Origin of the sequence: Xanthomonas vasicola (assembly GCF_000772705.2) — a bacterium.
In the GTDB taxonomy this organism is placed as follows: Bacteria; Pseudomonadota; Gammaproteobacteria; order Xanthomonadales; family Xanthomonadaceae; genus Xanthomonas; species Xanthomonas vasicola.
The window spans coordinates 1-26,858 of record NZ_JSBW02000012.1 but is presented as its reverse complement, the minus strand read 5'-3'; the positions used below and the strand labels follow the sequence as shown (position 1 = coordinate 26,858).

The 26,858-nt window shown below is 63.4% G+C and carries 28 protein-coding genes; 4 read left to right on the top strand and 24 right to left on the bottom strand.

Annotated elements, in window-relative coordinates:
* Nucleotides 1–270 precede the first annotated feature (270 nt).
* From recA to rlmE, 10 genes are all read right to left on the bottom strand, one after another.
* Nucleotides 271–1,305, bottom strand: coding sequence for a recombinase RecA (gene recA, locus NX05_RS02780; protein WP_039437748.1), 1,035 nt, complete (start codon nucleotides 1,303–1,305; stop codon nucleotides 271–273).
* A 172-nt stretch (nucleotides 1,306–1,477) separates the two neighbouring features.
* Nucleotides 1,478–2,119, bottom strand: coding sequence for a transcriptional repressor LexA (lexA, locus tag NX05_RS02775; RefSeq protein WP_039437750.1), 642 nt, complete (start codon nucleotides 2,117–2,119; stop codon nucleotides 1,478–1,480).
* 90 nt (nucleotides 2,120–2,209) lie between these two features.
* Complete coding sequence (ubiB, locus tag NX05_RS02770) at nucleotides 2,210–3,886, bottom strand: 2-polyprenylphenol 6-hydroxylase (RefSeq protein ID WP_039437754.1); 1,677 nt, start codon at nucleotides 3,884–3,886, stop codon at nucleotides 2,210–2,212.
* Between the two features lie 477 nt (nucleotides 3,887–4,363).
* A complete protein-coding gene (locus NX05_RS02765; protein WP_010379652.1) occupies nucleotides 4,364–4,858 on the bottom strand; it encodes a CinA family protein in 495 nt (164 codons plus the stop codon).
* A 431-nt stretch (nucleotides 4,859–5,289) separates the two neighbouring features.
* Nucleotides 5,290–6,609, bottom strand: coding sequence for a ribosome rescue GTPase HflX (gene hflX / locus NX05_RS02760; RefSeq protein ID WP_039437757.1), 1,320 nt, complete (start codon nucleotides 6,607–6,609; stop codon nucleotides 5,290–5,292).
* 11 nt (nucleotides 6,610–6,620) lie between these two features.
* Nucleotides 6,621–6,899: an RNA chaperone Hfq gene (gene hfq, locus NX05_RS02755; protein WP_005915027.1), complete on the bottom strand. Its 279-nt coding sequence runs from the start codon at nucleotides 6,897–6,899 to the stop codon at nucleotides 6,621–6,623.
* A 77-nt stretch (nucleotides 6,900–6,976) separates the two neighbouring features.
* Nucleotides 6,977–7,960 (bottom strand): tRNA (adenosine(37)-N6)-dimethylallyltransferase MiaA, encoded by a 984-nt coding sequence (gene miaA, locus NX05_RS02750; RefSeq protein WP_039437760.1) that lies wholly within the window; start codon nucleotides 7,958–7,960, stop codon nucleotides 6,977–6,979.
* Complete coding sequence (folP, locus tag NX05_RS02745) at nucleotides 7,960–8,862, bottom strand: dihydropteroate synthase (RefSeq protein ID WP_039437797.1); 903 nt, start codon at nucleotides 8,860–8,862, stop codon at nucleotides 7,960–7,962. The genes miaA and folP overlap by 1 nt, the downstream gene beginning before the upstream one ends.
* Nucleotides 8,863–8,980: 118 nt before the next feature.
* Nucleotides 8,981–10,921, bottom strand: coding sequence for an ATP-dependent zinc metalloprotease FtsH (ftsH, locus tag NX05_RS02740; RefSeq protein ID WP_010365695.1), 1,941 nt, complete (start codon nucleotides 10,919–10,921; stop codon nucleotides 8,981–8,983).
* 61 nt (nucleotides 10,922–10,982) lie between these two features.
* Complete coding sequence (gene rlmE / locus NX05_RS02735; RefSeq protein ID WP_010365694.1) at nucleotides 10,983–11,615, bottom strand: 23S rRNA (uridine(2552)-2'-O)-methyltransferase RlmE; 633 nt, start codon at nucleotides 11,613–11,615, stop codon at nucleotides 10,983–10,985.
* Between the two features lie 65 nt (nucleotides 11,616–11,680).
* Here rlmE and yhbY point away from each other — a divergent pair, with 65 nt between their 5' ends.
* Both yhbY and NX05_RS02725 read left to right on the top strand, forming a co-directional pair.
* Complete coding sequence (gene yhbY, locus NX05_RS02730) at nucleotides 11,681–11,986, top strand: ribosome assembly RNA-binding protein YhbY (protein WP_010365692.1); 306 nt, start codon at nucleotides 11,681–11,683, stop codon at nucleotides 11,984–11,986.
* Between the two features lie 15 nt (nucleotides 11,987–12,001).
* A complete protein-coding gene (locus tag NX05_RS02725; RefSeq protein ID WP_010365690.1) occupies nucleotides 12,002–12,376 on the top strand; it encodes an Mth938-like domain-containing protein in 375 nt (124 codons plus the stop codon).
* A gap of 199 nt (nucleotides 12,377–12,575) precedes the next feature.
* Here the strand turns inward: NX05_RS02725 and NX05_RS02720 are convergent, their stop codons facing one another.
* The 4 genes from NX05_RS02720 to surE are packed head-to-tail and all read right to left on the bottom strand — an operon-like array spanning nucleotide 12,576 to nucleotide 15,432.
* Entirely contained in the window at nucleotides 12,576–13,349 is a 774-nt protein-coding gene (locus tag NX05_RS02720) for a peptidoglycan DD-metalloendopeptidase family protein (RefSeq protein WP_010379644.1), read from the bottom strand.
* Nucleotides 13,346–13,960 (bottom strand): YqaA family protein, encoded by a 615-nt coding sequence (locus NX05_RS02715; protein WP_039437768.1) that lies wholly within the window; start codon nucleotides 13,958–13,960, stop codon nucleotides 13,346–13,348. Before NX05_RS02715 ends, NX05_RS02720 begins: the two co-directional genes overlap by 4 nt.
* Nucleotides 13,961–13,978: 18 nt before the next feature.
* Nucleotides 13,979–14,656, bottom strand: a complete 678-nt coding sequence (locus NX05_RS02710; RefSeq protein ID WP_010365684.1) for a protein-L-isoaspartate(D-aspartate) O-methyltransferase — start codon at nucleotides 14,654–14,656, stop codon at nucleotides 13,979–13,981.
* Nucleotides 14,653–15,432: a 5'/3'-nucleotidase SurE gene (gene surE / locus NX05_RS02705; RefSeq protein ID WP_010365682.1), complete on the bottom strand. Its 780-nt coding sequence runs from the start codon at nucleotides 15,430–15,432 to the stop codon at nucleotides 14,653–14,655. Before surE ends, NX05_RS02710 begins: the two co-directional genes overlap by 4 nt.
* 99 nt (nucleotides 15,433–15,531) lie before the next feature.
* Between surE and NX05_RS02700 the strand changes: the two genes are divergently transcribed.
* A complete protein-coding gene (locus NX05_RS02700; protein WP_010365680.1) occupies nucleotides 15,532–16,071 on the top strand; it encodes a Smr/MutS family protein in 540 nt (179 codons plus the stop codon).
* A 316-nt stretch (nucleotides 16,072–16,387) separates the two neighbouring features.
* On the opposite strand, the gene truD is transcribed toward NX05_RS02700, so the two are convergent.
* From truD to NX05_RS02655, 10 genes are all read right to left on the bottom strand, one after another.
* Nucleotides 16,388–17,497, bottom strand: a complete 1,110-nt coding sequence (gene truD / locus NX05_RS02695; RefSeq protein ID WP_039437773.1) for a tRNA pseudouridine(13) synthase TruD — start codon at nucleotides 17,495–17,497, stop codon at nucleotides 16,388–16,390.
* Nucleotides 17,498–17,616: 119 nt separating this feature from the next.
* Nucleotides 17,617–18,108 carry a 2-C-methyl-D-erythritol 2,4-cyclodiphosphate synthase gene (ispF, locus tag NX05_RS02690; RefSeq protein ID WP_039437776.1) on the bottom strand — a complete coding sequence of 164 codons (492 nt, stop codon included), beginning with the start codon at nucleotides 18,106–18,108 and terminating at the stop codon, nucleotides 17,617–17,619.
* A gap of 16 nt (nucleotides 18,109–18,124) precedes the next feature.
* Nucleotides 18,125–18,934, bottom strand: a complete 810-nt coding sequence (gene ispD, locus NX05_RS02685; protein ID WP_039437779.1) for a 2-C-methyl-D-erythritol 4-phosphate cytidylyltransferase — start codon at nucleotides 18,932–18,934, stop codon at nucleotides 18,125–18,127.
* Entirely contained in the window at nucleotides 18,931–19,296 is a 366-nt protein-coding gene (gene ftsB / locus NX05_RS02680; RefSeq protein WP_010365672.1) for a cell division protein FtsB, read from the bottom strand. The genes ispD and ftsB overlap by 4 nt, the downstream gene beginning before the upstream one ends.
* Before the next feature lie 3 nt (nucleotides 19,297–19,299).
* The gene (eno, locus tag NX05_RS02675) at nucleotides 19,300–20,592 is read right to left on the bottom strand and encodes a phosphopyruvate hydratase (RefSeq protein ID WP_010379637.1); all 1,293 of its coding nucleotides are present in this window, start codon (nucleotides 20,590–20,592) and stop codon (nucleotides 19,300–19,302) included.
* Nucleotides 20,593–20,716: 124 nt separating this feature from the next.
* The gene (locus NX05_RS02670) at nucleotides 20,717–21,079 is read right to left on the bottom strand and encodes a hypothetical protein (protein WP_230597801.1); all 363 of its coding nucleotides are present in this window, start codon (nucleotides 21,077–21,079) and stop codon (nucleotides 20,717–20,719) included.
* Nucleotides 21,076–21,906, bottom strand: coding sequence for a 3-deoxy-8-phosphooctulonate synthase (gene kdsA / locus NX05_RS02665; RefSeq protein WP_010365668.1), 831 nt, complete (start codon nucleotides 21,904–21,906; stop codon nucleotides 21,076–21,078). The genes NX05_RS02670 and kdsA overlap by 4 nt, the downstream gene beginning before the upstream one ends.
* Entirely contained in the window at nucleotides 21,893–22,408 is a 516-nt protein-coding gene (locus tag NX05_RS21570; protein ID WP_080764620.1) for an acyltransferase, read from the bottom strand. The genes kdsA and NX05_RS21570 overlap by 14 nt, the downstream gene beginning before the upstream one ends.
* Complete coding sequence (gene pyrG, locus NX05_RS02660; RefSeq protein WP_010365666.1) at nucleotides 22,405–24,069, bottom strand: CTP synthase; 1,665 nt, start codon at nucleotides 24,067–24,069, stop codon at nucleotides 22,405–22,407. The genes NX05_RS21570 and pyrG overlap by 4 nt, the downstream gene beginning before the upstream one ends.
* Nucleotides 24,070–24,242: 173 nt before the next feature.
* Nucleotides 24,243–24,485, bottom strand: a complete 243-nt coding sequence (locus NX05_RS02655; RefSeq protein WP_010365665.1) for a hypothetical protein — start codon at nucleotides 24,483–24,485, stop codon at nucleotides 24,243–24,245.
* A 163-nt stretch (nucleotides 24,486–24,648) separates the two neighbouring features.
* Between NX05_RS02655 and parE the strand changes: the two genes are divergently transcribed.
* On the top strand, nucleotides 24,649–26,538 hold the full coding sequence (parE, locus tag NX05_RS02650) for a DNA topoisomerase IV subunit B (RefSeq protein WP_010365664.1): 1,890 nt from the start codon (nucleotides 24,649–24,651) through the stop codon (nucleotides 26,536–26,538).
* Nucleotides 26,539–26,858 lie beyond the last annotated feature (320 nt).

Sequence of the window (26,858 nt, the reverse complement as noted above, 5' to 3'; positions counted from 1 at the left end):
TGCATTAAATGCGCCGTCCATAGCGCCCGCCCTCCTGGCCTTCGATAGATCTACCGCGAGAACCGACGGCACTGACTCCGCCGTCCTCGCGATAGAAAAACTTCACGCGCTTGGACCTGCTGTGCCAACGCCGGGCAAGCGCCAGCGTTGCTGGAGTCGTCGCGTACCACGGGCACGCGACAGTCCATCCAATCACTTACTGACAGCATTACCGTCACCTAATCTCGGCGAACCGCCTAAGGGCGACGGGCAATGTTGTGCAGCTGCGACTTATTCCTTCTCTTCGTCGTCGCCGGCTTCGCGCGGCGCTTCGGCAGGCTGGAACTTCTCGCGCAACTCGGTTTCCAGCCGAACCGCAACCTGTGGGTTATCGCGCAGGTAGGTGCGCGCGTTGTCCTTGCCCTGACCGATGCGCTCATCGCCGTAGCTGTACCAGGCGCCGGCTTTGTCGACCAACTTGGCTTCCACGCCCATGTCGATCAGTTCGCCTTCGCGGCTAATGCCTTCGCCGTACAGGATTTCGGTCACGACCTGCTTGAACGGAGGCGCCAGCTTGTTCTTGACCACCTTGATCTTGGTCTGATTGCCGATGATCTCGTCGCCCTTTTTGATGGCACCGATACGACGGATGTCCAGACGCACCGAGGCGTAGAACTTCAAGGCATTGCCGCCGGTGGTCACTTCCGGGCTCTGGCCCGGCATCATGACGCCGATCTTCATGCGCAGCTGATTGATGAAGACCACTAGCGTATTGGAGCGCTTGATGTTACCGGTGAGCTTGCGCAGCGCCTGACTCATCAGGCGAGCCTGCAGGCCCGGCAGCTGGTCGCCCATTTCGCCTTCGATTTCTGCCTTCGGGGTCAGTGCGGCAACCGAGTCGATCACCACGATGTCCACCGAGCTCGAGCGCACCAGCATGTCGGCAATTTCCAGTGCCTGCTCGCCGGTATCCGGCTGCGACAGCAGCAGATCGTCGACGTTGACACCCAGCTTGGCCGCATAGATCGGGTCCAGCGCGTGCTCGGCGTCGATGAAGGCTGCGGTGCCGCCCAGCTTCTGACACTGGGCAATCGCCTGCAGGGTCAGCGTGGTCTTGCCCGAGGATTCCGGCCCGTAGATTTCGACCACGCGACCCTTCGGCAGGCCGCCGATCCCCAGAGCGATATCCAGCATCAGCGAGCCGGTCGGAATGACTTCGACCGCTTCGATGACACGGTCGCCCATGCGCATGACCGAGCCCTTGCCGAATTGCTTTTCGATCTGGCTCAGTGCGGCGGAAAGGGCGCGCTTCTTGTTCTCGTCCATCTGGGTGATCCTCGTCAGTGATGTCGGTATGGGGCTAATGTAGCGGCGGTGTATCGCACAGGCTGAGACTGCAGGCGACACACTCAGATTAGGGAGACCACATGTCCCGTGGCAGCGGGAAATCCTGCGGTACCGGCTCAGGAAAAAGCCAGCACGACCATCGGCACAGACCTCAGCGGTTCGGCCTCAATAGCCCGCAATACAGGCCTTCGATCGCGAAATCCTGATCCGGCAGCACTTCGATGGGCGCGTAGTCCGGATTGCGCGGCAGGAGGCGGATCCGATCTTTGCCGATCTTCAGCAGCTTGACGGTGATTTCCTCATCGATCCGCGCCACTACGATCTGCCCCGAGCGCGCGTCGCGGGTACGGTGCACACCGATCAGATCACCGTTGAAGATGCCTTCGTCACGCATCGAATCGCCTTGCACCTTAAGCAGGTAATCCGGCGACGGGGAGAAGAACACGCGATCCAGCACCACGAAGTCGTCCGAGCCGATATCGGCACCGATCGGCAGACCCGCCGCAACGCGGCCCAGCACCGGCAGACGCAGCACATCGTCGCGGACGGGTTCGCTCACCGCCGCTGCGCGCGTCTGTACACCCTGCCCGGCTAGCCGGATCCCGCGCGCTTGGCCTGGGACGCGACGGATCGCACCCGCCTGCTCCAGTGCCTCCAGGTGGTACTGTGCGGCGCGCACGCCCTTGAAGCCGAACGCGCGTGCGATTTCGGTCTGCGACGGCGGGACGCCATCGGCGTCGATGCGCTCGGCGATCAAGGCCAGGATTGCTTGCTGGGTATCGGTCAGGTCCATGGTTAGTAGTATTACTACTAACGAACACTTGCGCAAGCGCTTCGCAACACTGTAACTGCACGCCGTCCCGGGTGTCGCGTGCGTGGTGCGCTAGCGCCGGCTGCGCCAGATCGAGAACAGGATCCAGATGCCGCACAGCGCCGCGCCGATAAAGCCCCCCACGCCCAGCGCGAGCAGCCAGCGGCTGGCGCTGCCGCCGACGCTATTCATGACGATCGAGGAGCCGATCACCAGCGCGGCAGTGACAATGCCCATCGTGAGGCGGTTGGCCGCGCGGTCGACCTGCTCGCCGAACTCGCGCAATGCGCGTGTTTCGATCTGCAGCTGCAGTTTGCCGCGGCGCGCGGCCTGCAGCAGGCGCTTGAGGTCGCGTGGCAGATCGCCGATCAGGTCGATCGCGCCAGTTACGGTACGCCGGCCACGCCGCACGATGGCGCGCGGCGCATACCGCTGCAGCACCACGCGTTCCAGATACGGGCGCGCCTCGGTGGCCATGTCGAAATCCGGGTCGAGCTGGCGGCCCATGCCTTCGAGAGTGAGAAAGGCCTTGATCATCAGTGCCAGATCCGAAGGCAGCGTCAGCCCGTGGTCGCGCAGGATCGAGGTCACGTCGCCGAGCATTGCGCCGATGCGCAGCTCTTTCAGCGGCACGCCGCGATACTCGTCGACGAACGCGCCAATGTCCTGCTGCAGCCGTGGCTCGTCGATGTCCAGGCTGGTGCCCGCCCATTCCAGCAGCACATCGATTACCGCTTCGGCGTCGTAGCTGACCATGCCGTGCAACAGTTGCGCGACCTGAAACCGGCGCTGCTCGGAGACGCGCCCCACCATGCCGAAATCGATGACCGCGATGCGCCCGTCGCGCAGATAAAAAATATTGCCCGGATGCGGGTCGGCGTGGAAGCAGCCATCCTGCAGCACCATCTTGAGCACGATGCCGGCACCGGCGCGCGCGAGCGCCTTGCGATCAAGACCGGCGGCATCGACGGCGAGCAGATCACGCCCCGGAATGCCGTCGATGAATTCCTGTACGTTGAGCGACTCGCAAGTCCACTCCCAGTACACCGTCGGCACCACCACCTGCGCGTCGTGCGCGAAGTTGGCGGCGATACGTTCGGCATTGCGCCCCTCAGCAGCGAAATCCAGCTCACGTCGCAGCGAGACGGTGAATTGCTGCACCACATCGGCGGGGCGATAGCGCTTGAGATCCGGTGCGCGGGTTTCGACAATTTCGGCAAGCCGCGCCAGCAAGCGCAGGTCGGCATCGATGGTGTCGCCGATATCGGGACGGCGGATCTTCAGCACCACCGGCGTGTCATCGACCAACCACGCGCGATGCGTCTGTGCCAGCGACGCGGCCGCCAGCGGTTGTTCGTCCAGGCGCGCGAACACGCTTTCCGGCTCCATGCCCAGCGCGGCAACGAGCTGCGGGCGGATCTGCTCGAACGGCAGCGCCGGTACGGCGTTCTGCAGCTCGCTTAATTCTTCGATCCACTCCGGCGGCAGCAGATCCACGCGCGTGGCCAACACCTGCCCGAGTTTGACGAAAGTGGGCCCGAGCTCTTCCAGCGCACGCCGCACGCGCAGTGCCGCAGACATGCGCAAGCGGCCTTCGACGTTATTCCAATGCAACAACCTGCCAGCGCGCTCCAGCACATCGGCCATGCCGATACGACGCACCACATCGCCGAAGCCGTAGCGGATCAGGACCGAGGCGATTTCCTGCAGCCGTCCAAGATCGCGCACCGTGCCAAGCGCTTCCCACATCAGTGCACCGCCTGCGCGTGTGGCGCGATTACGCGCTGCGCGACGCTGTGATGCGCAGCGGTTTTCAGTGCGGAGGATGATGGGACAGGAGCAAGCAACAAACGCATTGGCACACTAGGCGATAACGAGACTTTGTTTGTAGCCGATCTGCCCGCCGCTGTCGCGCCCTCGCCCGCTCCAAGCTCAGCGCAGGTTGCAACGCACTGCGTAGCGCATGTCCAAAATGCAGCGTGCTTTCTTCAGTTACATGTACCTCAATCGTGCAGTCGCATGGTCAGACCATCGTTAAGCGGTGTGCGCAGAAACGCGTTCTACGACGCGGGCTGCAGTGGCGTGTCGATGACGCTCTGCCAGTAGGTTTCTTTGGGCATGCAGCACTGCCTCGCCGCTTTCGGCTTTGCTGCGCGCGATATCACGCTAAAAATGGCGCACACCACGCGTCTGGGGCCGGACGCCATCCAGCGAATCTGAGGGTAGTTAAAGCAGCGCGCTCAATCCACGCAGTGCTGCGGCCACCGTTTGACGGCGCACCGCATCGCGGTCGCCATTGAACTGGAACAGTTGCGCCGTGGCGTAACCACCGCGACGTTTCCAACCGATCCAGACCGTGCCGACCGGCTTGTCATCGCTGCCGCCACCGGGCCCGGCAATGCCGGTCACCGCCACCGCGATGCTCGCGCCGGAATTGACCAGCGCGCCAGAGACCATTTCGATCACGGTTTCGCGGCTGACCGCGCCGTGCACTTCCAGCGTCTGCGGGCGGACTCCAAGCAACGCCTGTTTGGCCTCGTAGCTATAGGCGGCCATGCCGCAGTCGAACCAATGCGAAGAGCCGGCGACATCGGTTACCGCCTTGGCGATCCAGCCACCGGTACAGCTCTCGGCAGTGACCAAGCGCTCGCGCGCGGCAAGCAATTGCTGCCCGAGGGCTTCGGCCAGCTGCTGCAATTCGGAATCGGCGGACAAGGACATGGGCACGGCGACGAGGGGGCAGCGGACGTTTTAGCCCAATTCGCCGCGTCTGTCTGCGGCTGGCGCCGATTCCGGCTAGGCGCGAGGTGGCCGAGGTTCAGTGGCGCTGTGTGGCCGACATGCGGTGTCTTGGGTCTGGATCGGCCGTGGATGTGCAGCAACTCGTCGGCCGCACGCGGTCAACATGCAGCACTGCAACCTCCAGATCACCCAAAGCACCGCAGCCAGGGCGCCGCGTTACTGAGGAACGATGTGGTGCAAGAGGTCAGCTCCCGACTGTGATCTACCGTAGCCCCAATGTCATCGCCCATGACTTTTGAATTTCCGAATAGTCAAGACGGGACGTGGCGACTGCCAAATAACGAGGCCACACATCCGTCTCATTCGCCTTGAAGCAGCACAATCGCGCTATGCAGACTGCGCTGCTTGCATCACGCCTCCCAGTCTTCGCGTCGATCCGGCAGCATCGCGCGCAGTGGCGCACCGTCTTCGCCTGCGGCCAGCCGCTCGGCTTCGACCATCGGCAGATCGACCTGAAGCAACCAGCCGTCCTCGTCGGATTGCTCGTTGCGCACCACTTCCAGCTGATGCAACCGCGAACGCAGGCGGCCGGCCGACGGCGGCAGCCGCAGCTGGCCGGTCAGATGGCGCAGGTCCAGTCGCTGACCGAGCGCATGCTGCAATTCTTCCAGGCCACGCCCGTCGCGCGCCGACACCCACACACGCTCACGACGTGCCGGGTCCGGAATGCCGTCCTGCGCGTCGTGGCGCACTTCGGCGCCTTCGATCTTGTCGATCTTGTTGAACACCAACAGCTGCGGCAGATCGCCGGCACCGACGGCCTGCAACACTTCATCCACCTGCAGAATGCGCTCCTCGCGCAGCGGGTCGGCCGCATCGACGATGTGCAGCAACAGATCGGCATCGCGCGCTTCGGACAGCGTCGAACGGAACGCTGCGACCAGTTCGTGCGGAAGATCGCGCACAAAGCCGACCGTGTCGGCAAGAATCGCACTGCCGCCCGGCAACGCGATGCGCCGCACGGTAGGGTCGAGCGTGGCGAACAGCTGGTCGGCCACGTACGCCTCCGCGCCGGTCAACGCATTGAATAGCGTCGATTTGCCGGCATTGGTGTAACCGACCAATGCAATCCGCGGCAATTCGCTGCGCATCCGTGCACGACGCATCTGGGTGCGCTGCACCTCGACTTTTTCCAGCCGCTGCTGCAACTGCTCCACACGCTTTTGCAGCAAGCGACGGTCGGTTTCCAACTGGGTTTCGCCTGGGCCGCGCAGGCCGATCGAGCCGCCGCGCTGACGCTCCAAGTGGGTCCAGCCGCGAACCAGACGCGTGGCCATGTGACGCAACTGCGCCAGCTCCACCTGCAGCTTGCCTTCGTGGCTGCGCGCGCGTTGCGCGAAGATGTCCAGGATCAATCCGGTGCGGTCGATGACACGCCGCTCCAGATACTTCTCCAGGTTGCGCTCCTGCCCGGGCGACAAGGTGTGATTGACCAACACCAGATCCGCACCGGTGGCCTCGGCAGCCGCCTTGACCTCTTCCAGCTTGCCGCTGCCGATCAAGGTCGATGGGCTTGGTTTATCGATGCGCGCGGTGAGCGTGGCCGCCACCGTGGCGCCCGCCGACTTTGCAAGATCGGCGAACTCCTCCATCACATCGTCTTCGGCAGGCCCACCGGAGTGGGTCTGTATCAACAAGGCGTGTTCACCCTTGCGGGACCGATCAAACACGCACTACTCCGTTACTGCTCGACGTCGTCATCTTCCGCCTGATTGCCTTCATTGGATTGCACATACCCACCACCCGGCCCCACGCGCACATTGCGCGCCGGCACCACCGTGGAAATGGCGTGCTTGTACACCATCTGACTCACGGTATTGCGCAGCAGGACCACGAATTGGTCGAACGACTCGATCGTGCCCTGCAGCTTGATGCCATTGACCAGATACACCGACACCGGAACCCGCTCGCGCCGCAGCGCATTGAGGAATGGGTCCTGTAAAGATTGCCCCTTAGCCATCGAAAAATCCTCTTCATTATTGTTCTTATTGTCCCGGTCGACACCTGCCATCCCCAGCCGGTCCCGGAAACGGGATGTTACACGCCTGAAGCCTGCCGCGCGGCGGAACGATCACCGAGGAAGCCGACAAGTGCGTGCTCCAACTGTTGGCGGTCACGCTCCGGGTCGAACCAGCGCGCATCCAGCTCGCCACGCAGCCAGGTGAGCTGCCGTTTGGCCAATTGCCGCGTCGCCTGGATCGCCTTGTCGCGGAACTCGGCGAGGCTGCCAGCCCCGTCCAGATACTCCCAGGCTTGCCGGTAGCCGACCGCACGCAAAGCTGGCAGATCCAGCGGGGCAGCCACCGCTTGCATCTGCGGCAGCGCACGCAAACGTTGCACTTCGCCCAGAAAATCCTGCGCCAACATCGCATCCAGCCGGTGTGCGATACGTGCATGCAACACCGCGCGTTCGCGCGGCGCCAATACCACCTTCAACACACGCACTGGCAGACGCGGCCCTGGCGGTAGCGCCTGCCAATAACTGATCGGCCGCCCACTAATGCGGTAGACCTCGAGCGCTCGCTGGATCCGCTGCGGGTCGGTCGCATGAATGCGCGCAGCTGCGACCGGGTCCACGCCTGCCAGCTGCGCGTGCAAGCCGGCCCAACCAAGCTGCTCGGCTTCGGCCGCAATGGATGCGCGTACGGCTTGGTCGGCCTCAGGTAATTGCGACAAACCTTCCAGCAGCGCACGAAAATACAATCCGGTACCGCCGGCAAGGATCGGCAATTTACCGCGCGCCACGATCTGCGCGATTGCCTGACGCGCATCGCTGGCGAACTCTGCTGCCGAATACACCTGCCAGGGATTGCGCAGGTCTAGCAGATGATGTGGAACCGCCGCGCGCATTGCCGCGTCCGGTTTGGCCGCGCCGATCTCCAGACCGCGATACACCAGGGCCGAATCGACGCTGACGATTTCGCCATTCCAGCGCTCTGCAGCTTCCAGGGCCAGCGCAGTCTTGCCGCTAGCGGTGGGGCCCATCAGGGCGATCGCCAGCGGGCGTTGGTCGGTAGGCATCAGTCCTCGTCCGGCCAACGGATCGTCGGTGCGGCCGGTGCGCTGACGCGCGGGACGGGAATCGACGTCATCGCATGCCACACCTTCAACGCATCCACGGTTGCTGCCACATCGTGCACGCGTAACAGCAGCGCGCCATGCTGGGCGGCGATCAAATGTGCCGCCACCGAGCCGTGTACGCGTTCGGCGGCGATCTCGCGGCCGGTCAGCTCGCCGATGCTGCGCTTGCGCGACAGTCCCGCCAGCACCGGCAAGCCGAATTCCTGCAGGCGCTGCAGTTGCGCAAGCAGGGTGAGGTTGTGCGTGGTGGTCTTGTCGAAGCCAAAGCCCGGATCCAGAACCAGCCGGCGCTTGTCGATGCCGGCCATTTCGGCGGCGAAGATGCGCTCGGCCAGGAATCGATGCACCTCACCTACCACATCGTCGTAGCGCGGCGCCTCCTGCATGGCGTGCGGCGCGCTGCGCGCATGCATCAAGACCACCGGCACGCGCAGGTCAGACGCCGCTTCCAATGCACCGGGCGAACGCAGTGCATACACATCGTTGATCATGCCGGCGCCGGCCGCCACCGCTGCGCGCATGACCTCCGGTTTGAACGTATCCACACTGATCGGCACGCTGGTGCGTTGCGCCAGTGCTTCAATCACCGGAATCACCCGCTGCAGTTCTTCTTCAACCGAAACCGCCGTGGCGCCCGGGCGGGTGGACTCGCCGCCGATATCCAGCACCGCAGCGCCCTGCTCCACCAGCGCCAACCCATGTGCGATCGCCGCTTCGCAGGTCGCATACTGGCCGCCGTCGGAGAACGAATCGGGCGTGACGTTGACGATACCCATCACCTGCGGCGCATCCAGCCGCAGGTTGCGGCCGGCGCAATCCAGTGTGAGGGTGGTATCGAACATCAGCGGTGTCTCCTGGGTGTTGCTTGCATGTGGGCATTGCGACGCCCGATAACGCATCAAGGCCGGGAATCGCTTCCCGGCCTTGATGGATGCCCCTGCAGATCAGTGCACGGCCGGCTTAGATCTGCTCGGCGGGTCCGGCGATGGGCGGCAACGGACGCGGGCTACCCTTGTCATTGTTGTTGCCACCGTCCTTATCGGACTTGCCCCAACCGGCCGGCGGCGGCGGCTCGCGGCCTTCCATGATGGCGTCGATCTGCGGCACGTCGATGGTTTCGTACTGCAGCAGCAGCTGCGACATCGCATGCAGCTTGTCCAGATTCTCGGTGAGGATGGTCTTGGTCTTGCTGTAGGCCTTGTCCAGGATCGAACGCACCACTTCATCGATCTTGCGTGCAGTCTCGTCGGAGACGTTCTTGTGCTGGGTCACCGAACGACCCAGGAACACCTCGTCCTCTTCCTCGCCATAGGCCACCGGGCCGAGCTCGTCCGACAAACCCCACTTGGTGACCATGTTTCGCGCCATCTTGGTGGCCCGCTCGATGTCGTTGGACGCACCCGTGGTGACCTTGTCGCCACCGAAGATCAGCTCTTCCGCAACGCGGCCGCCATACAGCGAGCACAGCTGGGATTCAATCGCCACGCGATTCATCGAATAACGATCGCCCTCCGGCAGATACATCGTCACGCCCAGTGCGCGGCCGCGCGGAATGATGGTGACCTTGTAGACCGGGTCATGCTCCGGCACCAGGCGGCCAACGATGGCGTGGCCTGCCTCGTGATACGCGGTCAGCGTCTTCTCGTCTTCGCTCATGGCCATCGAGCGACGCTCGGCACCCATCAGGATCTTGTCACGGGCACGGTCGAAGTGGTCCATACGGACTTCCTTCTCGCTGCCACGCGCCGCGAACAACGCCGCTTCGTTACACAGGTTGGCCAGATCGGCGCCCGAGAACCCCGGGGTACCGCGGGCAATCACCATCGGTACGACGTCGTCGGCCAGCGGCAGCTTGCGCATATGCACGCGCAGGATCTGCTCGCGGCCCTTGACGTCCGGCAGGCCAACCACGACTTGGCGGTCGAAACGACCGGGACGCAGCAGCGCCGGATCCAGCACATCGGGACGGTTGGTCGCCGCGATTACGATCACGCCTTCGCCGCCTTCAAAGCCGTCCATTTCAACCAGCAACTGGTTCAACGTCTGCTCGCGCTCGTCATGCCCACCGCCGAGACCGGCGCCACGATGACGGCCCACCGCATCGATTTCGTCGATGAAGATGATGCACGGCGCATGCTTTTTGGCCTGCTCGAACATGTCACGCACACGGCTGGCACCGACACCGACAAACATTTCCACGAAGTCGGAACCGGATATGCTGAAGAACGGCACCTTGGCTTCGCCGGCGATCGCCTTGGCGAGCAGGGTCTTGCCGGTACCCGGCGGGCCGACCATCAACACGCCGCGCGGGATCTTGCCGCCCAGCTTGGTGAACTTGGTCGGATCGCGCAGGAAGTCGACCAGTTCGCCGACTTCTTCCTTGGCCTCGTCGCAACCGGCAACGTCGGCAAAGGTGATCTTGACCTGGTCTTCGCCCTGCAGCTTGGCACGCGACTTGCCGAAGCTCATCGCACCCTTGGCGCCGCCACCGCCGCCTTGCATCTGGCGCATGATGAACAGCCAGAAGCCGATGATCAGGATGACGGGCAGGAAATTCAGCACCAACGACCAGAAACCAGGGCCGGTCGAGGGCTTCTGGCGGGTCATTTCGATGTTCTTGCTGTACAGCACGTCGACCAGCTTGTCATCGCGCGGACCGTACACGGTGGCTTCGCTACCGTCGGTACGCTTGAAGCGGATCGCGTTGACGGCCAGGTTGGTTTCATCGGTGTAATCGACCGATTTGACGCGCCCGGAGTCCACTTCCTTCAGGAATTGGGTGTAGGTAATCGAGTCGGGACCGACGCCGCCTGCCATCCGCGGCGAGAAGCTCTGGAAGACAACCATCAGCACAACTGCGACGACCACCCACAGCAGCAGATTCTTGGTCAAGTCGTTCATCCTCATTGGCTCCGGTGCCCTCTACTCTTCAATAGCTTGAAATACGGTGGTCATTGGCAGCTTACTTGATCTGGACACGCTTGCCCTGACCGAGTGCGTAAACTTCCGGGGAGCGCTTGCGCGAGGCCGCCGGCTTGCGAATCGTCACCTTCTCATAGCGGCGGCGAAGCTCACGAATGTAGTCGTCGGACCCAACACCCTGGAACAGCTTGATCAGAAACGCTCCGCCCGGTTTGAGGTGGGTGTCGGCAAATTCCATCGCCAATTCCGCCAGGTGCATCATCCGCGGTTGGTCAACCGCATCCATGCCACTCTTATTGGGGGCCATATCGGACAGAACAAGGTCCACCGGCACATCGCCCAGCAACGCTTCGAATTGCGATAGGACGGCCTGCTCCCTGAAGTCGCCGTGAAGGAACTCCACGCCCGCCAGGGCCGGCATGTCGAGAATGTCCAGCGCCACGACCCGGCCGCTGTCGCCCATGGACTTGCGTACCTGCTGCGACCAGCCACCCGGCGCCGCACCCAGATCGACTACGACCATGCCCGGCTTGAGCAAGCGGTCGCGCTGCAGCAACTCTTCCAGCTTGTAGGCCGCGCGCGAGCGCATGCCCTCGGCCTGGGCCTTCTTCACGTAAGGGTCGGCGAAGTGTTCCTTGAGCCAGCGCTGGCTGCTTTTACTGCGGGAAGGCATTGGCAAAGGGGTCCGAACGGGTCGCCATGATACCCTGAACACCCTTTGCTTCCCTTCGATCCTGCATGTCCATTGTTCTCACCTCCGCCCAGAACCGTTTCCTGCGCGGCCAGGCCCACGATCTCAAGGCCTTGCTGCAGACCGGCGGCAAAGGGGTCACGCCGGCATTTCTGGCTGAACTCGAGGAAGTGCTCGAGCGCCATGAACTGATCAAGGTGAAGGTGGCTTCGGAGGATCGCGAGACCCGGGATGCGCTGATTGCCGAGTTGATCGAGCAAACCGGCAGTGCGCTGGTGCAGCGCATCGGCCACGTCGCCATCCTGTACCGCCCCAGCAAGGAAAAGCGCCAGATCGTGCTGCCGCGCGGCTGAACCAACGAGTTCGTTATGCCTTTAAGTCAGGAACACCCCGATTACGCCTATGCGCTGCGCGCGGCCGATGGCCGCCATGCCAAGGTGAATGACCAGATCCTGCAGCAGAGTTTCATCTTGATGCCGGACGAACTGGTGGAACGCTGGCCGGTGCAAACCCTGGAGCAACTCCAGGTGCGCCATATGGACGCGATCCTGACGCTCAACCCAGCCGTCATCCTGCTCGGCACCGGCGAGCGCCAGCTATTCCCCAAGACCGACGTGCTGGCGGCCTGCCTGACCCGCGGCATCGGCCTGGAAGCAATGACCAATGCCGCCGCCGCACGTACCTACAACGTGCTGGCCAGCGAAGGCCGCCGGGTAGCATTGGCGATGGTGTTGCCGGGCTGATCGGGCTGATCGGGTTGGGACGGGATTTGGGAGTCGGGATTGGGGACTCGTAAGAGCGCGCTTTAGCAAGCTGCGCTTTTAATCGCCACCCAGACTAGAGCGTCAATTATTCACCAAGTGGAGAGGGGAAAAACGCACGCTCTGCCCGAATACGAACAGTCCAGGGCCGTTGCGAATCCCGAATCCCAACTCCCCAATCTCACTTCTTCGGCAAATACAGCAGCGGATCGACCGGCTTGCCGTTGTAGCGGATCTCGAAGTGCAGCATGTCGCGGGACGCACCGCTGCGGCCCATTTCGGCGATCTGCTGCCCGGCCTTGACGCTCTGGCCTTCGTTAAGCAAACGCTTGCGGTTGTGCCCGTACGCAGATAGCCACTGGTCGTTGTGCTTGATGATGATCAGCTCGCCGTAGCCGACCAGGCCGGCGCCGGAATACACCACCACGCCATCGGCGGCGGCGCGCACGGCCTGGCCGCTGGCACCGGCGATGTCCACGCCCTGCTTGGTCGTTTCGCCAGTGACGAAGGTGCCGACGACCACGCCATCGGCCGGCCAACGCCAGGAAAATCCACTGCTGACCGGTGCGGCGATCGGCGCAGTCGGGCGCGGCGGAGCCACGGTGCCGGCAACCGGCGAGCTACTGCCCGGCTTGCTGGCACCGGGCGGATATAGCTTGAGGGTCTGACCGGGATAGATGGTGTTCGGCGAAGACAAGCCGTTCCAGGCCGCCAGGTCCGGCGCAGTGATGTTGGTGCGGCGCGAGATCGCATACAGAGTGTCGCCGCGCTGGACGGTCACGGTGGCACCGGGGCGTGGCACCGACGGGCGTGGCGCCGCGCTTGGACGCGAGGACGAACCACCACTGGCTCCAGGCGAACGCACCACCGTGGCACTGCTGCAGGCGGTCAGCCCGATGGCCACTGCGAGCATGACTGCTGTCTTGCGTACCGAATTCATCTGCGTCTTGCTCATCCGTTCGTTGTCTTCCACACCAGCCACCCTGCACCTACCGCCAGCACCGCCATCGCAACCCAGCCCAGCGGCTCGATCCAGCGATGCAGCGCCGCTTCGGCACGCGCTCCGCCCAAGCGGATCGCACCGGCAACCAGGTACACGCGCTTGCCGCGTCCAACCAACATGCTTGCGATGAACGGCAGGATCGGCACGCCGACCACGCCCGAAGCCCAGGTAAAGATTTTCAGCGGAATCGGGGTGAAGCCAACCAACACCAGGGCCCAAAATGCCTTCCACGGCGAATCGGCGACCAGCGTGCGCAGCGTTTCGATCTGCTGCTGGATCTTCGCACTCCAGCCCAGCCATTCGATCAACGGCTGCAACGCCGCAAACGCGAAATGGCCGAGCAGATAACCGACCAGTGCGCCGCAGATCGAGCCCAGCAGGCTCAAGGTGGCGAACCACAACGAGCGCTTGGGCTCGGCCAGCGACATCGGTGCCAGCATCACTTCCGGCGGCACCGGGAAGATGAAACCCTCCACGAAGCTGAGGCCGGTCAGCAGCGCGGGTGCGCGGCGATGGCGCGACCAACGGATGGCCACGTCGTACAACGGCCCAAAAATCTTCATCGAGAAACTCTCATGGATTCAATCCAGCATGCCCGACAACAGCGGAACGAACGTGACCGGCGCCAGAACCTGTTGTTCGATTGCGCCATCGGCCGCGCGGGTGAGTTGCACCAACGATTGCGAGGAAGCACCACCGACCGGCGCGACCAGGCGCCCGCCAACGGCGAGTTGATCGACCAGCGCATCGACCAACGCCGGTGCCGCGGCGGTCACCACGATGGCGTCGTAGGGGCCATGCTCGGGCCAGCCAATGCGGCCGTCGTCGTGCTTGCTGCGCACATTCATGCCCAGATGCCGGAAGCGCTTGCGCGCCTGCCGCAACAGGTCACCGATGCGCTCGACGGTGTACACCTCCAGCCCCAATGCAGCCAGGATGGCGCCCTGGTAACCGGAGCCGGTGCCCACTTCAAGCACCTTGGTCGGCGCCACCTGCAGCACTGCTTCGGTCATGCGCGCCACCACCCACGGCTGGGAGATGGTCTGGCCGTGGCCGATCGGCAGCGCGGTGTCCTCGTAGGCGCGTGAGGCCAGCGCTTCGTCGATAAACAAGTGCCGCGGCACGGTGCGCATCGCGTTGAGGGTGGCCTCGTCCTGGATGCCGGCCTCGCGCAGCCGCTCGACCAGGCGGTCGCGCACGCGCTGCGAGGTCATGCCGATGCCGACCGATTCTGGTTGCAGGCGCAGCCTCGGCGTCATGCCGGGCCGTCCAGCGCTGCGGTCAGCCCGCCTACCCAACCAGCAACGGTCTCCAGCGCCTGGTAGCGGGTGAGATCGACATGGATCGGGGTAATCGAAATATGCCCGGTGCGCACGGCGTGGAAATCGGTGCCGGCGCCTGCGTCCTGCTCCGGACCGGCAGGGCCGATCCAATACACGGTGCGGCCGCGCGGATCGCGTTGCGGCACACAGGGTTCGGAGCGATGACGATTGCCGAGACGGGTGACTTCGAAACCGAGCACATCCGACCACGCCAGATCCGGCACGTTGACGTTCAGAATAGTGTCGGCGGGCAACGGATCGGCCTTGAGCCGCGCCACGATTTCCACCGCAGCGCGCGCGGCGGTGTCGTAGTGATGCGCTTGGTGGTTGCGCGTGACCAACGAGACCGCCACCGCCGGCAAGCCCAGGAAGCGGCCTTCCATTGCGGCAGACACGGTGCCCGAATAGATCACGTCGTCGCCCAGATTGGCCGAGTTATTGATGCCGGAGACCACGATGTCAGGGTCGTAATCGAGCATGCCGGTGAGTGCCAGATGCACGCAGTCGGTCGGTGTGCCGGCCACGGCGCAGGTCTGCGCGTCGATGCGGCGGGTGCGGATCGGCACATCCAGCGTCAGCGAATTGCTGGCACCGGAGCGGTCGCGATCAGGCGCGACCACCATCACTTCATGACCGGCATGCCGCAGCGCCTCGGCCAATAGCTGGATGCCGGGGGCGTCGACACCGTCGTCGTTGCTAACCAGTACGCGCATGAGACTCCTCGGAAAACCGGGCCATGATACCGGATGCGTCCCGCGCCTTCGCGCTTGATCTTCGCGTGCGTCTGCGCTTGGACCGGGTACGCTGTGCGGATGTCGCATCCTGAAGACGAAGACGACGCCGCGTTGTTCCGCGCAGCGATCGGCGCGGTCAAGCCGATTCGTGAAGTCGACCCACCGGCCAATGCCAAGCCGCGCCCCAAACCGCGCGCGCGCATGGCCGAGCGCGACGATGCCGAAGCGCACACAGAATTTGCGCGGCTGTTGCGCGACAGCGCGCCGCTGGAAGCGGGCGATACCGCCAGCTATCGGCGCGAGAATCTTCCTACGCGATTGTTTCAGCGGCTCAAGCGCGGGCAATTTTCGGTGCAGGACGAACTGGATCTACACGGCGCCACCGCCGCTCAGGCCGAATCGCTGCTGCGCCAATTCCTGCTGGAAGCGCATGCGCACGAACATGGTTGCGTGCGCATCATCCACGGCAAGGGCCTGCAGTCCGACAACGGTGCGCCTGTGTTGAAGAACCTGATGGACCGGCTGCTGCGCCAACGCAACGATGTGCTGGCGTTTCATTCGGCGCCGCCGACGCAGGGCGGCACCGGGGCGCTGCTGGTGTTGCTGGCGCGGCGATAACAAGTGGTTGTGTCCCCAAAAACGCAACCGCCATCCCTATCTATTGCAACCTAGGCGGATTGCGGCGAGCGCATGACTCGCGGCGTTGAATTGCAACTGCACGCGTTGATGCGTTGACGGGAACGTCTGGCACGTGTGGGCGGCCGCGACGCGAGGTGATGAGTGTTTGGCAACCTTGTACCGTTGAAGCCTGGTCAGTGCCGCTGCTATCCGCCTCACGATGGCACCCGTCGCGGCCAAGGCCGCTCCTACGCGAGCAACGGCATTAGATCGCGATCGACGCTGTGCAATGCGACCGACCGGTGGCCGCACGCAGTCACTCGTCAGAACGCACACCGACGTTGAAACGGCCTGCGTCGGTGACCTCACCCAATTCCCACAGCACCGCGGTGGCATAACAACCAGGCGGCAGCGCGAACTCCAATTGCAGGGTCTGCGCCTCCAGCCATCGATAGTCCAGGCCTTGTGGACGCAAACGCAGCGCGCGGCGTTCCTGCTTCAGCCCTGCTGCTTCCAGGCCTTGGCGCAGCGCTTCAGATTGCGGATCGGACAACGCGCCCTGCTCCACCGTTGCGGCCTGATCGGTCGAACGCAAATCACCAACGCCCCACAACGGGCCACTGGAATGAATATCGAAACGCGCCAGGCGCTCGGCCAGCACATCGCTCCACGGCTCCGGGCCGAAGACGCTGCGCGAGCCGTCCAGCATCCATGCCTCGCCCTCCAGCGCCCTATCCCAGCTGCCCTGCGCCACCCGTGCAGCGAGGACACGATTGAACAAGGCCGAGCGCGCCGCCGACAGCAGCATCGAGCGCTGATCGTTGCGCAGCCGCCGCTTGGATGTTGGCGCCGGCGCCAATGTGCCGTCGGCAGCTTGCGTATAGCCGAACATCGCCAACGCGCCCGCCACGTTGCCGCCATCGCGACCGAAGCGTTGTTCGCCAAACCAATTCGGAATGCCGCGTGCGGCGATCGCCTGCAAGCGGTGATCGACCGCATCGCGTTCGCCCTGTACCTGGCGCAGCGTCAACACAAAACGGTTCCCATGCAGCGCACCGCGTTGCAGCTTGCGGTTGTGCCAGGTGCTATCGACCACCTGCATCTCGGCGTCATCCAGCGCGGCGATATACGGCGCGATGCGCTTGGGCAGATGCACACTGAAGCGCTGGGTGGTCACTGCATGGCGATCTTTCAAACCTGCATAACTGACGCCCATTTCGGCGATGCCGGCCCAGTGCGCGAGCTTTTTGGCGATATAGGCGGTGTTCTGACCTCGCTTGCGCACGGTGAGCAGCAAATGCTCACCTTCACCGGATGGCTCGAATGCCGGGAGTTCGTCGACCTGAAAGTCGTCCGGCGTGCTGCGCATTGCCGCGCTGAGCACGGCAGCGCCATGCGCACGTGGCAGCAAAGAGGTCTCGCTCATGGTGTGGCCGCCTTCGCGCCGGAGGTGGCGCGCTGTGCGCCGAATCGCTCGGCGTGATGATTACATCTCGCTGTATCAGCGCCGGTCCCGGCGCGCAGCGGTGCGTGTGTTGCTGCAGCTTATGCAGCGATCCTGCCCAGCAGTACTGCGGCCTGTGCGGCAATGCCTTCGCCGCGACCGGTGAAGCCCAATTGTTCGCTCGTGGTGGCCTTGACGCTGACCGCGTCCAGCTCGATCGCCAACAGGCCGGCGATGCGTTCGCGCATGGCCACCGCATGCGGACCGACCTTGGGCCGCTCGCAGATCACGGTGATGTCGGCATTGCCGACGCGCCAGCCGCGCTCGCGCAGCAAGCTATCGCAATGCTGCAGGAACTGCGCGCTGTCGGCGTCCTTCCAGCGTTCGTCGGACGGCGGAAAATGCCGGCCGATGTCACCCAGCGCCAGCGCGCCCAGCATCGCATCGCAAAGTGCGTGCAACACCACATCGCCATCGCTATGCGCGAGCACGCCATGGCTGTGCGTCACGCGCACGCCACCGAGCATCACATGGTCACCAGGGCCGAACGCATGCACGTCGTAGCCTTGGCCGATTCGGAAATTGAAGGACATGGAGAGCCTGTCGTTGTTAAGTGGCGTCGTTGCCGTTGCCGTGACCGACTGTGGTGAGCTGCGCTGCAGCGTCGCGCGCATTGGTCGGCGCATCGTCGGCCTGCGCATCCAGCGCATCGGCGTCGACCGTAATGCCGCGGCGTGCCAATTCGAATTCGAAGCGCGCCAGATCCGCCGGCGTGGTCACCTTGAAGTTGTCTTCGGCGCCTTCCACCAGCAATGGGCGCAGCCCCATCCGTTCCATCGCCATCGCCTCATCGGTGACGTCCACACCGGCCGCCGAGGCTTCGGTGAGTCCGCGGATCAGTTGATGCCGGCGAAACAACTGCGGCGTGAGTGCACGCCACAGACGCTCGCGCGGTTCGGTGCCGTCGATGCCGCCATCGTCGCCGGCACGTTTGAGCGTGTCGCGTACAGGTGCGGCCAGGATTGCGCCGACCGGGTCGCCGCGGCCGATTTCCAGCAGGCGGTCCAGATCGGCCAGGGCCAGATTCGGCCGTGCGGCATCGTGCACCAGCACGAAATCGTCGGCACGCACGCTCTCAGGCAAGGCCAGCAAGCCAGCCAGCACCGAGGCAGCACGCGTTGCGCCACCCAGGCAGGTGAGCACCGGCTTGGCCTGCACCGCGGTCCAGCCCGGCCAATCGGCATCGCCGGGGGCGATCGCCACCATGATGCCGGCCAGCGCCGGATGCGCGGCCAATGCCGCCAGCGTGTACGCCATCAAGGGCTGAGCGCCGGCCTGCAGATATTGTTTGGGCAGCGGACCGCCAAAACGCGTGCCGCGCCCTGCGGCCGGCACGATTGCCCAGATTGAACCGGTCATGGGTGATCCACCGGATCGGTGGAGGCAGGCGTTTGCTGTGCGGGAGCCGCTGTTTCAGGCGATGCAGGTGACGGCAATGGCGCATCTTCGACCACGCGATAAAACGTTTCGCCCGGCTTGATCATGCCCAACTCGCTGCGTGCACGCTCTTCGATTGCCGCCTCGCCATCCTTCAAGTCCTTGACTTCTGCTGCCAACGCCTGGTTGCGTTGGCGCAGACCTTCGTTGTCCTGTGTCTGATGCGCGACCTGGGCTTCCAGCATCATGACTTCGCCAGAATTCCCAGGCCCGAACCAGAAGCGGTACTGCAGCCAAGCCAGCAATACCGCCAGCACCAGCAGTAGCCAGCGCCAGTTACGCACGTCTTATCGCTTGATCGAAACGAACGCGTCGCGACCGGCGTAACGCGCGCCGGAGCCCAGCGCCTGCTCGATACGCAGCAACTGGTTGTACTTGGCGACGCGGTCGCTGCGGCACAGCGAGCCGGTCTTGATCTGCGTAGCGGTAGTGGCCACGGCGATGTCAGCGATGGTGGTGTCTTCGGTTTCGCCCGAACGGTGCGAAACGATCGACGCGTAATTGGCCGCGTGCGCCATCGCGATGGCTTCCAGCGTTTCGGTCAGCGTGCCGATCTGGTTGACCTTGATCAGGATCGCATTGGCGGTGCCCGAATCGATGCCCTGCTTGAAGATCTTCGGGTTGGTGACGAACAGATCGTCGCCCACCAGCTGCACCTTCTTGCCGACACGCTCGGTCAGCAGCTTCCAGCCGGTCCAGTCGTCTTCGGCCAGGCCGTCTTCGATGCTGATGATCGGGTACTGGGCCACCCAGTCGGCCAGGAAGTCGACGAACTGCTCGCTGGTCAGGCGCTTGTTCTCGCCCACCAGGTTGTACTTGCCGTTGTCGTAGAACTCCGAGGAGGCTACGTCCAGGCCCAGCAGGATGTCTTCGCCAGCGGTGTAACCGGCCTTACCGATCGCTTCGAGAATGGTGTCCAGTGCCTCGACGTTGCTGCGGAAGTCCGGCGCAAAGCCACCTTCGTCGCCCACCGCGGTGCTCAGGCCGTGGCCCTTGAGCACCGACTTGAGCGAATGAAAGATTTCGGTACCGGCGCGCAGCGCTTCGGAGAACGAGCTGCAGCCAACCGGCAGCACCATGAACTCCTGGAAATCGACGTTGTTGTCGGCATGTGCGCCGCCGTTAATGATGTTCATCATCGGCACCGGCAGCGCCACATCGGATTCGGTGATGGTGGACAGGTACTGCCACAGCGGCTGCTTGCGCGAAGCGGCCACGGCATGCGCGGCAGCCAGCGAAACACCCAGAAGCGCGTTGGCGCCCAGGCGGCCCTTGTTATCGGTGCCATCCAGATCGATCAGGCGACGGTCCAGGCCCTGCTGGTCGGCAGCGTCGAAGTTCTTCAGCGTCTCGGCAATCGTGCCGTTGACGTTGTCCACTGCGTGACGCACACCCTTGCCCAGGTAGCGGGTCTTGTCGCCATCGCGCAGTTCCACCGCTTCCTTGGTGCCGGTCGAAGCGCCCGAGGGCACAGCAGCGCGACCGAACGAGCCGTCGTCCAGCGTGACTTCGGCCTCCAGCGTGGGATTTCCGCGGGAGTCGAGGATTTCGCGGGCGAGGATCTTGGCAATAGTGGTCATAGGTCGATCGGTTACCAGTAGAGGGGGAAGGACACCGGAGACAAGCTGCAGGATTATCGCTGCACACCGGCCCATTGCCAAATCGCAGACAGCTGGTGCATGCAACAGGCAGGCGAGCGCGCTGCTAAGCCATCAAGCCCGGCAGCGACAAACCAAACAGCAGCAGCAAGAGCAACAGCAAGATCAGCGCAAGGACCGCTGCGCCGGTTTGGCGCGCCAACCGCAACGCGACCGGGCCGGCGACCAGGCAACTGACTGTTGCGATCGCGGCCACCACCAGCGTGATCAGCATCGGCACCCGCGTGGCCTGCATCACATGGTCGCCGTCGCTGGGCACACCGACGCTTACGGTGAACAGCACCACCATCACTGCCATGCAGGCCCACGCCGCGATCGATGCAGCCAACGCCAACCAGCCCCACGGGCAGTGGCGCCATTGCCGACTCGGGCGGTGCAACGCTGCCACCACCCAGGGATCGCAATTCATGCGAAGCGCGCGAACCCGTGCTTCTTGGTGACGGCATCCAGTTCCATCAGGGTTTCGAGCAGTTCTTCCATGCGATCCAGCGGCCACGCGTTAGGGCCATCGGACAGCGCCTTGGACGGATCCGGGTGGGTCTCGGCAAACAGGCCGGAAATACCGACCGCCACCGCCGCACGCGCCAGCACCGGCACGAACTCGCGCTGGCCACCGGAGCTGCTGCCCTGCCCGCCCGGCAACTGCACCGAATGGGTGGCATCGAACACCACCGGGCAGCCGGTGTCGCGCATGACGCTCAGCGAGCGCATGTCGCTGACCAAATTGTTGTAGCCGAACGAGGCACCACGCTCGCAGACCATGATCTGCTCGTTGCCGGTCGACTTGGCCTTGTCCACCACCGGCTTCATGTCCCACGGTGCCAGGAACTGACCCTTTTTGATATTGACCGGCTTGCCGGCGGCGCAGACGTTCTTGATGAAGTCGGTCTGGCGCACCAGAAATGCCGGGGTCTGCAGCACGTCGACGACGGCCGCGACCTCATTCATCGGGGTGTATTCGTGGACGTCGGTGAGCACCGGCACGCCGATCTGCTGCTTCACCGCATCCAGCACCTTCAGGCCCTCTTCCAGGCCCGGGCCACGGAAGCTGGTACCGGAGGTGCGGTTGGCCTTGTCGAAACTCGACTTGAAAATGAAGTTGACACCGAGCTTGCCGGTGATTTCCTTGAGCTTGCCGGCCACGTCGAGCTGCAGCTGCATCGACTCGATCACGCAGGGGCCGGCGATCAGGAACAACGGCTGATCCAGGCCAACTTCAAAGTCACACAGTTTCATCAATTCCACCATTTATCGTGAGATGCGAATCAACCATCTTGATGATCTTGGCAGGAACGCCTCCAACCACCGCAAATGACGGAACATCGCGATTGACAACCGCACCAGCTGCGACGACCGCATGTTCGCCAATGGTGCACGGACCTAAAATAATGGCTCCAGTGCAAATCCAAGCACCCTGCCCTACCACGATGTCGCGCCCACTTTTCGGAACCGCGGTCTGCCGATCTCGGTTAAGCACGCGCGCATCGTGACTACCAGTGAGCAGTTTCACCTCATGCCCGAAAAAAGCCCAGTCTTGCACTTGGATATTGCCTGACGAAAGATTGAATGTTGCGTTATTCACTACCGCCGTGGGCGCAATATGGAGCGTATTGGAACCGTTGGCCGACTCAAAAATCAGCGGCCGATTCAGAACGATATTTTTAACAAAGGCTTCGGTTTCCGGATCCGCAAGAATCTTCCGAAGCAGAGCCTTGAATTCATCTTCGCCAATACTCACGCACGCGCTTCCTTCAACAACTTCCCGCCCGCCTTCTTTTCGCGCGCCGCACGCACGAAGCCGATAAACAGCGGGTGGCCGTCGCGCGGAGTGGACAGGAATTCCGGATGCGCCTGGCAGGCCAGGAACCAAGGGTGCGTGTCGCGCGGCAGTTCCACCACTTCCACCAACGTGTCGTCCATCGACTTGCCGGAGATCACCAACCCAGCGTCTTCCAGCTGCGTGCGGTAGCGGTTGTTGAATTCGTAGCGATGACGATGCCGCTCAGCTACCACGTCCTTGCCGTACACCTCGCGCGCCAGCGTGCCCGGCTTCAGGCGCTGCTCCTGCAGGCCCAGGCGCATGGTGCCACCCAGATCGGATTTTTCGTCGCGCTTTTCGACTTCGCCGGTCGCGGTGCGCCATTCGGTGATCAGGCCGATCACCGGGTGCGGCGACTGGCGATCGTTCTCGGTGCTGTTGGCCGCATCCAGATCGGCAACATGCCGAGCATAGTCCACCACCGCCGCCTGCATGCCGTAGCAGATACCGAAATACGGCACCTTGTGCTCACGCGCGAACTTGGAGGTCTGCACCTTGCCTTCGAAACCGCGGTCGCCAAACCCGCCCGGCACCAGGATGCCGTCGATGTCCTGCAACGCCGCCATGTCGCTACCTTCCAGATCCTGCGCTTCCAGCCACTTCAAATTGACCTTGGTGCGCTGACGCAGGCCGCCGTGACGCAGCGCTTCAGCCACCGACTTATAGGCGTCCTGGTGATCGACGTATTTGCCGACCACGGCGATGGTGACTTCGTCCAGCGGATGCTTGACCGCATCTACCACGGCCGCCCATTCGGACAGATCCGCCGCAGCCACCTTGTCGCGCAGCTTGAACTGCTCGATAACCAACTCATCCAACCCCTGGCGCAGCAACTCCAGCGGCATGCCGTACAGCACGTCGATATCCGGGCAACTGATCACTGCGCGCTCGGAGACATTGGTGAACAACGCAATCTTGCGGCGTTCCGAATCCGGCACCGCCTGCTCGGAACGGCACAGCAGCACGTCCGGCTGGATGCCGATCGAGCGCAATTCCTTGACCGAATGCTGGGTCGGCTTGGTCTTCAACTCACCGGCCGCCGCGATGTACGGCACCAGCGTGAGATGCATGAACATGGCTTTCTCGGCGCCGCGCTCGGTGCGCACCTGGCGGATCGCTTCCAAGAACGGCAGCGATTCGATGTCGCCAACGGTGCCGCCGATCTCGATCAGCGCGACATCGAAGCCGGCCGTGGCTTCATCGATGCAACGGCGGATTTCATCGGTGATATGCGGGATCACCTGCACGGTGGCGCCCAGATAATCGCCGCGACGCTCCTTGCGGATCACGTTCTCGTAGATGCGGCCGGTGGTCACCGAGTTCTTGCGCGACAGGCGCGTGCGCACGTAGCGCTCGTAGTGACCCAGATCCAGGTCGGTTTCGGCACCGTCGTCGGTAACGTAGACCTCGCCATGCTGGAACGGGCTCATCGTGCCCGGGTCCACATTGATATACGGGTCCAGCTTCATCATCGTGACCTTCAGGCCACGCGCTTCAAGAATGGACGCAAGCGAAGCGGCGGCAATGCCCTTGCCTAGCGAGGACACTACGCCGCCGGTAACAAAAATCAGGGGGGTCATGGGGCTTGAAGCCTCCCGGAAAGCCATAGTTTAGCGGTTGACGGGCGAATGCCCAAGGGTTGCGTGGCGGCCAAGTCATTCCACGCTGAAAAAGTGCATGCTGCGCGAGCCGCAAATGCAGACGCCCCGGCCGGAGCCAGGGCGTCTGCGTGTCACTCAATCGATGCGCAGAATCAGCGCGCCGGCTTCTCTTCTTCCTCTTCCTCGCGCGGTGACACGTCGCTCTTGGGCTTCTGCGCGGCAGCAGCGGCACGGCGTTCGGCCTTGCGCTCGGCTTCGCTCTTGGCCTTCGCGTCGCCTGCTTTTTGCGCGGTGGCGCCCTGCCCGGTCTGCTGCGGAGCGGCCTGGGCCATGGCGGGAAGCGCTGCGACTGCGGCCGCACCGAGGGTGAGCATCAGGATATGCTTGAACTTCATGGCGTCCTCTTTAGCTTCGGTGACATCCTCAGGTGGGGACGTTTGGTTCCGAAACCAACGCCAGGGTATCCAGTGGCACCCAGCCCTGCACTGAACGCCTGTCGCGTGCAAAAAATCGTCCCAGCCCCCACACTGCGCGTCGTTTCACGTGCCAACGAGATGCATGAACACCCGTTATAACGCCGCCGATATTGAAGTGCTGTCGGGCCTGGACCCGGTCAAACGCCGTCCTGGCATGTACACGGACACTGCGCGCCCGAACCATCTGGCGCAGGAAGTGATCGATAACTCGGTCGACGAGGCGCTGGCCGGTCACGCCAAGCAGGTCGAAGTCACCTTGTATAAGGACGGCAGCTGCGAGGTGTCCGACGACGGCCGTGGCATGCCGGTGGACATCCATCCGGAAGAGAAGATTCCGGGCGTGGAGCTGATCCTGACCCGGCTGCATGCCGGCGGTAAGTTCAACAACCGCAATTACACCTTTTCCGGCGGCTTGCACGGCGTGGGCGTGAGCGTGGTCAACGCGCTGTCGACCAAGGTCGAGCTGTTCATCAAGCGCGAAGGCAGCGAGCACCGCATGGAGTTCCGCGACGGCAATGCTGCTTCCAAACTGGAAGTGGTTGGCACCGTCGGCAAGAAGAACACCGGCACGCGGCTGCGGTTCTGGGCCGACCCCAAGTATTTCGATACGCCGAAATTCAACGTGCGCGCGTTGCGGCATCTGCTGCGCGCCAAGGCGGTGCTGTGCCCCGGCCTGACCGTGAAGCTGCACGACGAAGCCACCGGCGAGCAGGACAGCTGGTATTTCGAAAACGGCCTGCGCGATTACTTGAAAGGCGAGATGGCCGAGCACGAGATGCTGCCGGCCGAGCTGTTCGTCGGTAGCCTGAAAAAAGACACAGAGATCGTCGACTGGGCCGCCGCCTGGGTGCCGGAAGGCGAGCTGGTGCAGGAAAGCTACGTCAACCTGATCCCCACTGCGCAGCACGGCACCCACGTCAACGGCCTGCGCTCGGGCCTGACCGATGCGCTGCGCGAGTTCTGCGACTTCCGCAATCTGCTGCCGCGCGGCGTCAAGCTGGCGCCAGAAGACGTGTGGGACCGGGTCACCTTCGTGCTCAGCCTGAAGATGACCGACCCGCAATTTTCCGGGCAGACCAAGGAACGTCTGTCCTCGCGCCAGGCCGCCGGTTTCATCGAAGGCGCTGCACACGATGCCTTCAGCCTGTATCTGAATCAGAACGTGGAGATCGGCGAGAAGATTGCGCAGATTGCCATCGACCGCGCCAGCGCACGCTTGAAGACCGAAAAGCAGATCGTCCGCAAGAAGGTCACCCAGGGCCCTGCCCTGCCCGGCAAGTTGGCCGATTGCATCAGCCAGGATCTGTCGCGCACCGAGCTGTTCCTGGTCGAAGGCGATTCGGCCGGCGGCTCGGCCAAGCAGGCGCGCGACAAGGATTTCCAGGCGATCCTGCCGCTGCGCGGCAAGATCCTCAATACGTGGGAAGTGGCTTCGGGCAGCGTATTGGCCTCCGAGGAAGTGCATAACCTGGCGATCGCGATCGGTTGCGACCCGGGCAAGGACGACATCACCGGGCTGCGCTACGGCAAGGTGGTGATCCTGGCCGACGCCGACTCCGACGGCCTGCACATCGCCACGCTGCTGACTGCGCTGTTCCTGCAGCACTTCCCTGCGCTTGTGGCCGCCGGCCACGTGTTCGTCGCGATGCCGCCGCTGTTCCGCGTGGACGTGGGCAAGCAGGTGTTCTACGCGCTGGACGAAGAAGAAAAGACCACGCTGCTGGACAAGATCGCGCGCGAGAAGATGAAGGGGCAGATCAGCGTCACCCGCTTCAAGGGCCTGGGCGAAATGAATCCGCAGCAGCTGCGCGAATCCACCATCCACCCGGACACGCGCCGGCTGGTGCAGCTGACCATCGATGATGGCGAGCAGACGCGTTCGTTGATGGACATGCTGCTGGCCAAAAAGCGCGCAAGCGACCGCAAGCAGTGGCTGGAAGCCAAGGGCGATCTGGCGTCGCTGGAAGTTTAAGGACGCCGGGAGTTGTAGACGCCCTAAAAACGAAAGCCCTGCTCCATGCAGGGCGAAAAAAAGCAACACTCGCGCGACCGACGCACCGGCATATTGGCGGTACGGCTATGGAATTTAACGCCAATCCTCAAAAGCCCACCTCGGAATCGACCGCACCACTCTTTTCTCTATTTGGACAGACCCCCAAAGAGATTGTCGACTCCCCGTAAAATTGATCCATCCATAGTTAGAGGTCTCCGGCACACTAGCCACCAAGGAGACCAACGATGCGCAAGAGCAAGTTCACCGAGAGCCAGATTGTCGCCACGCTGAAGCAGGTG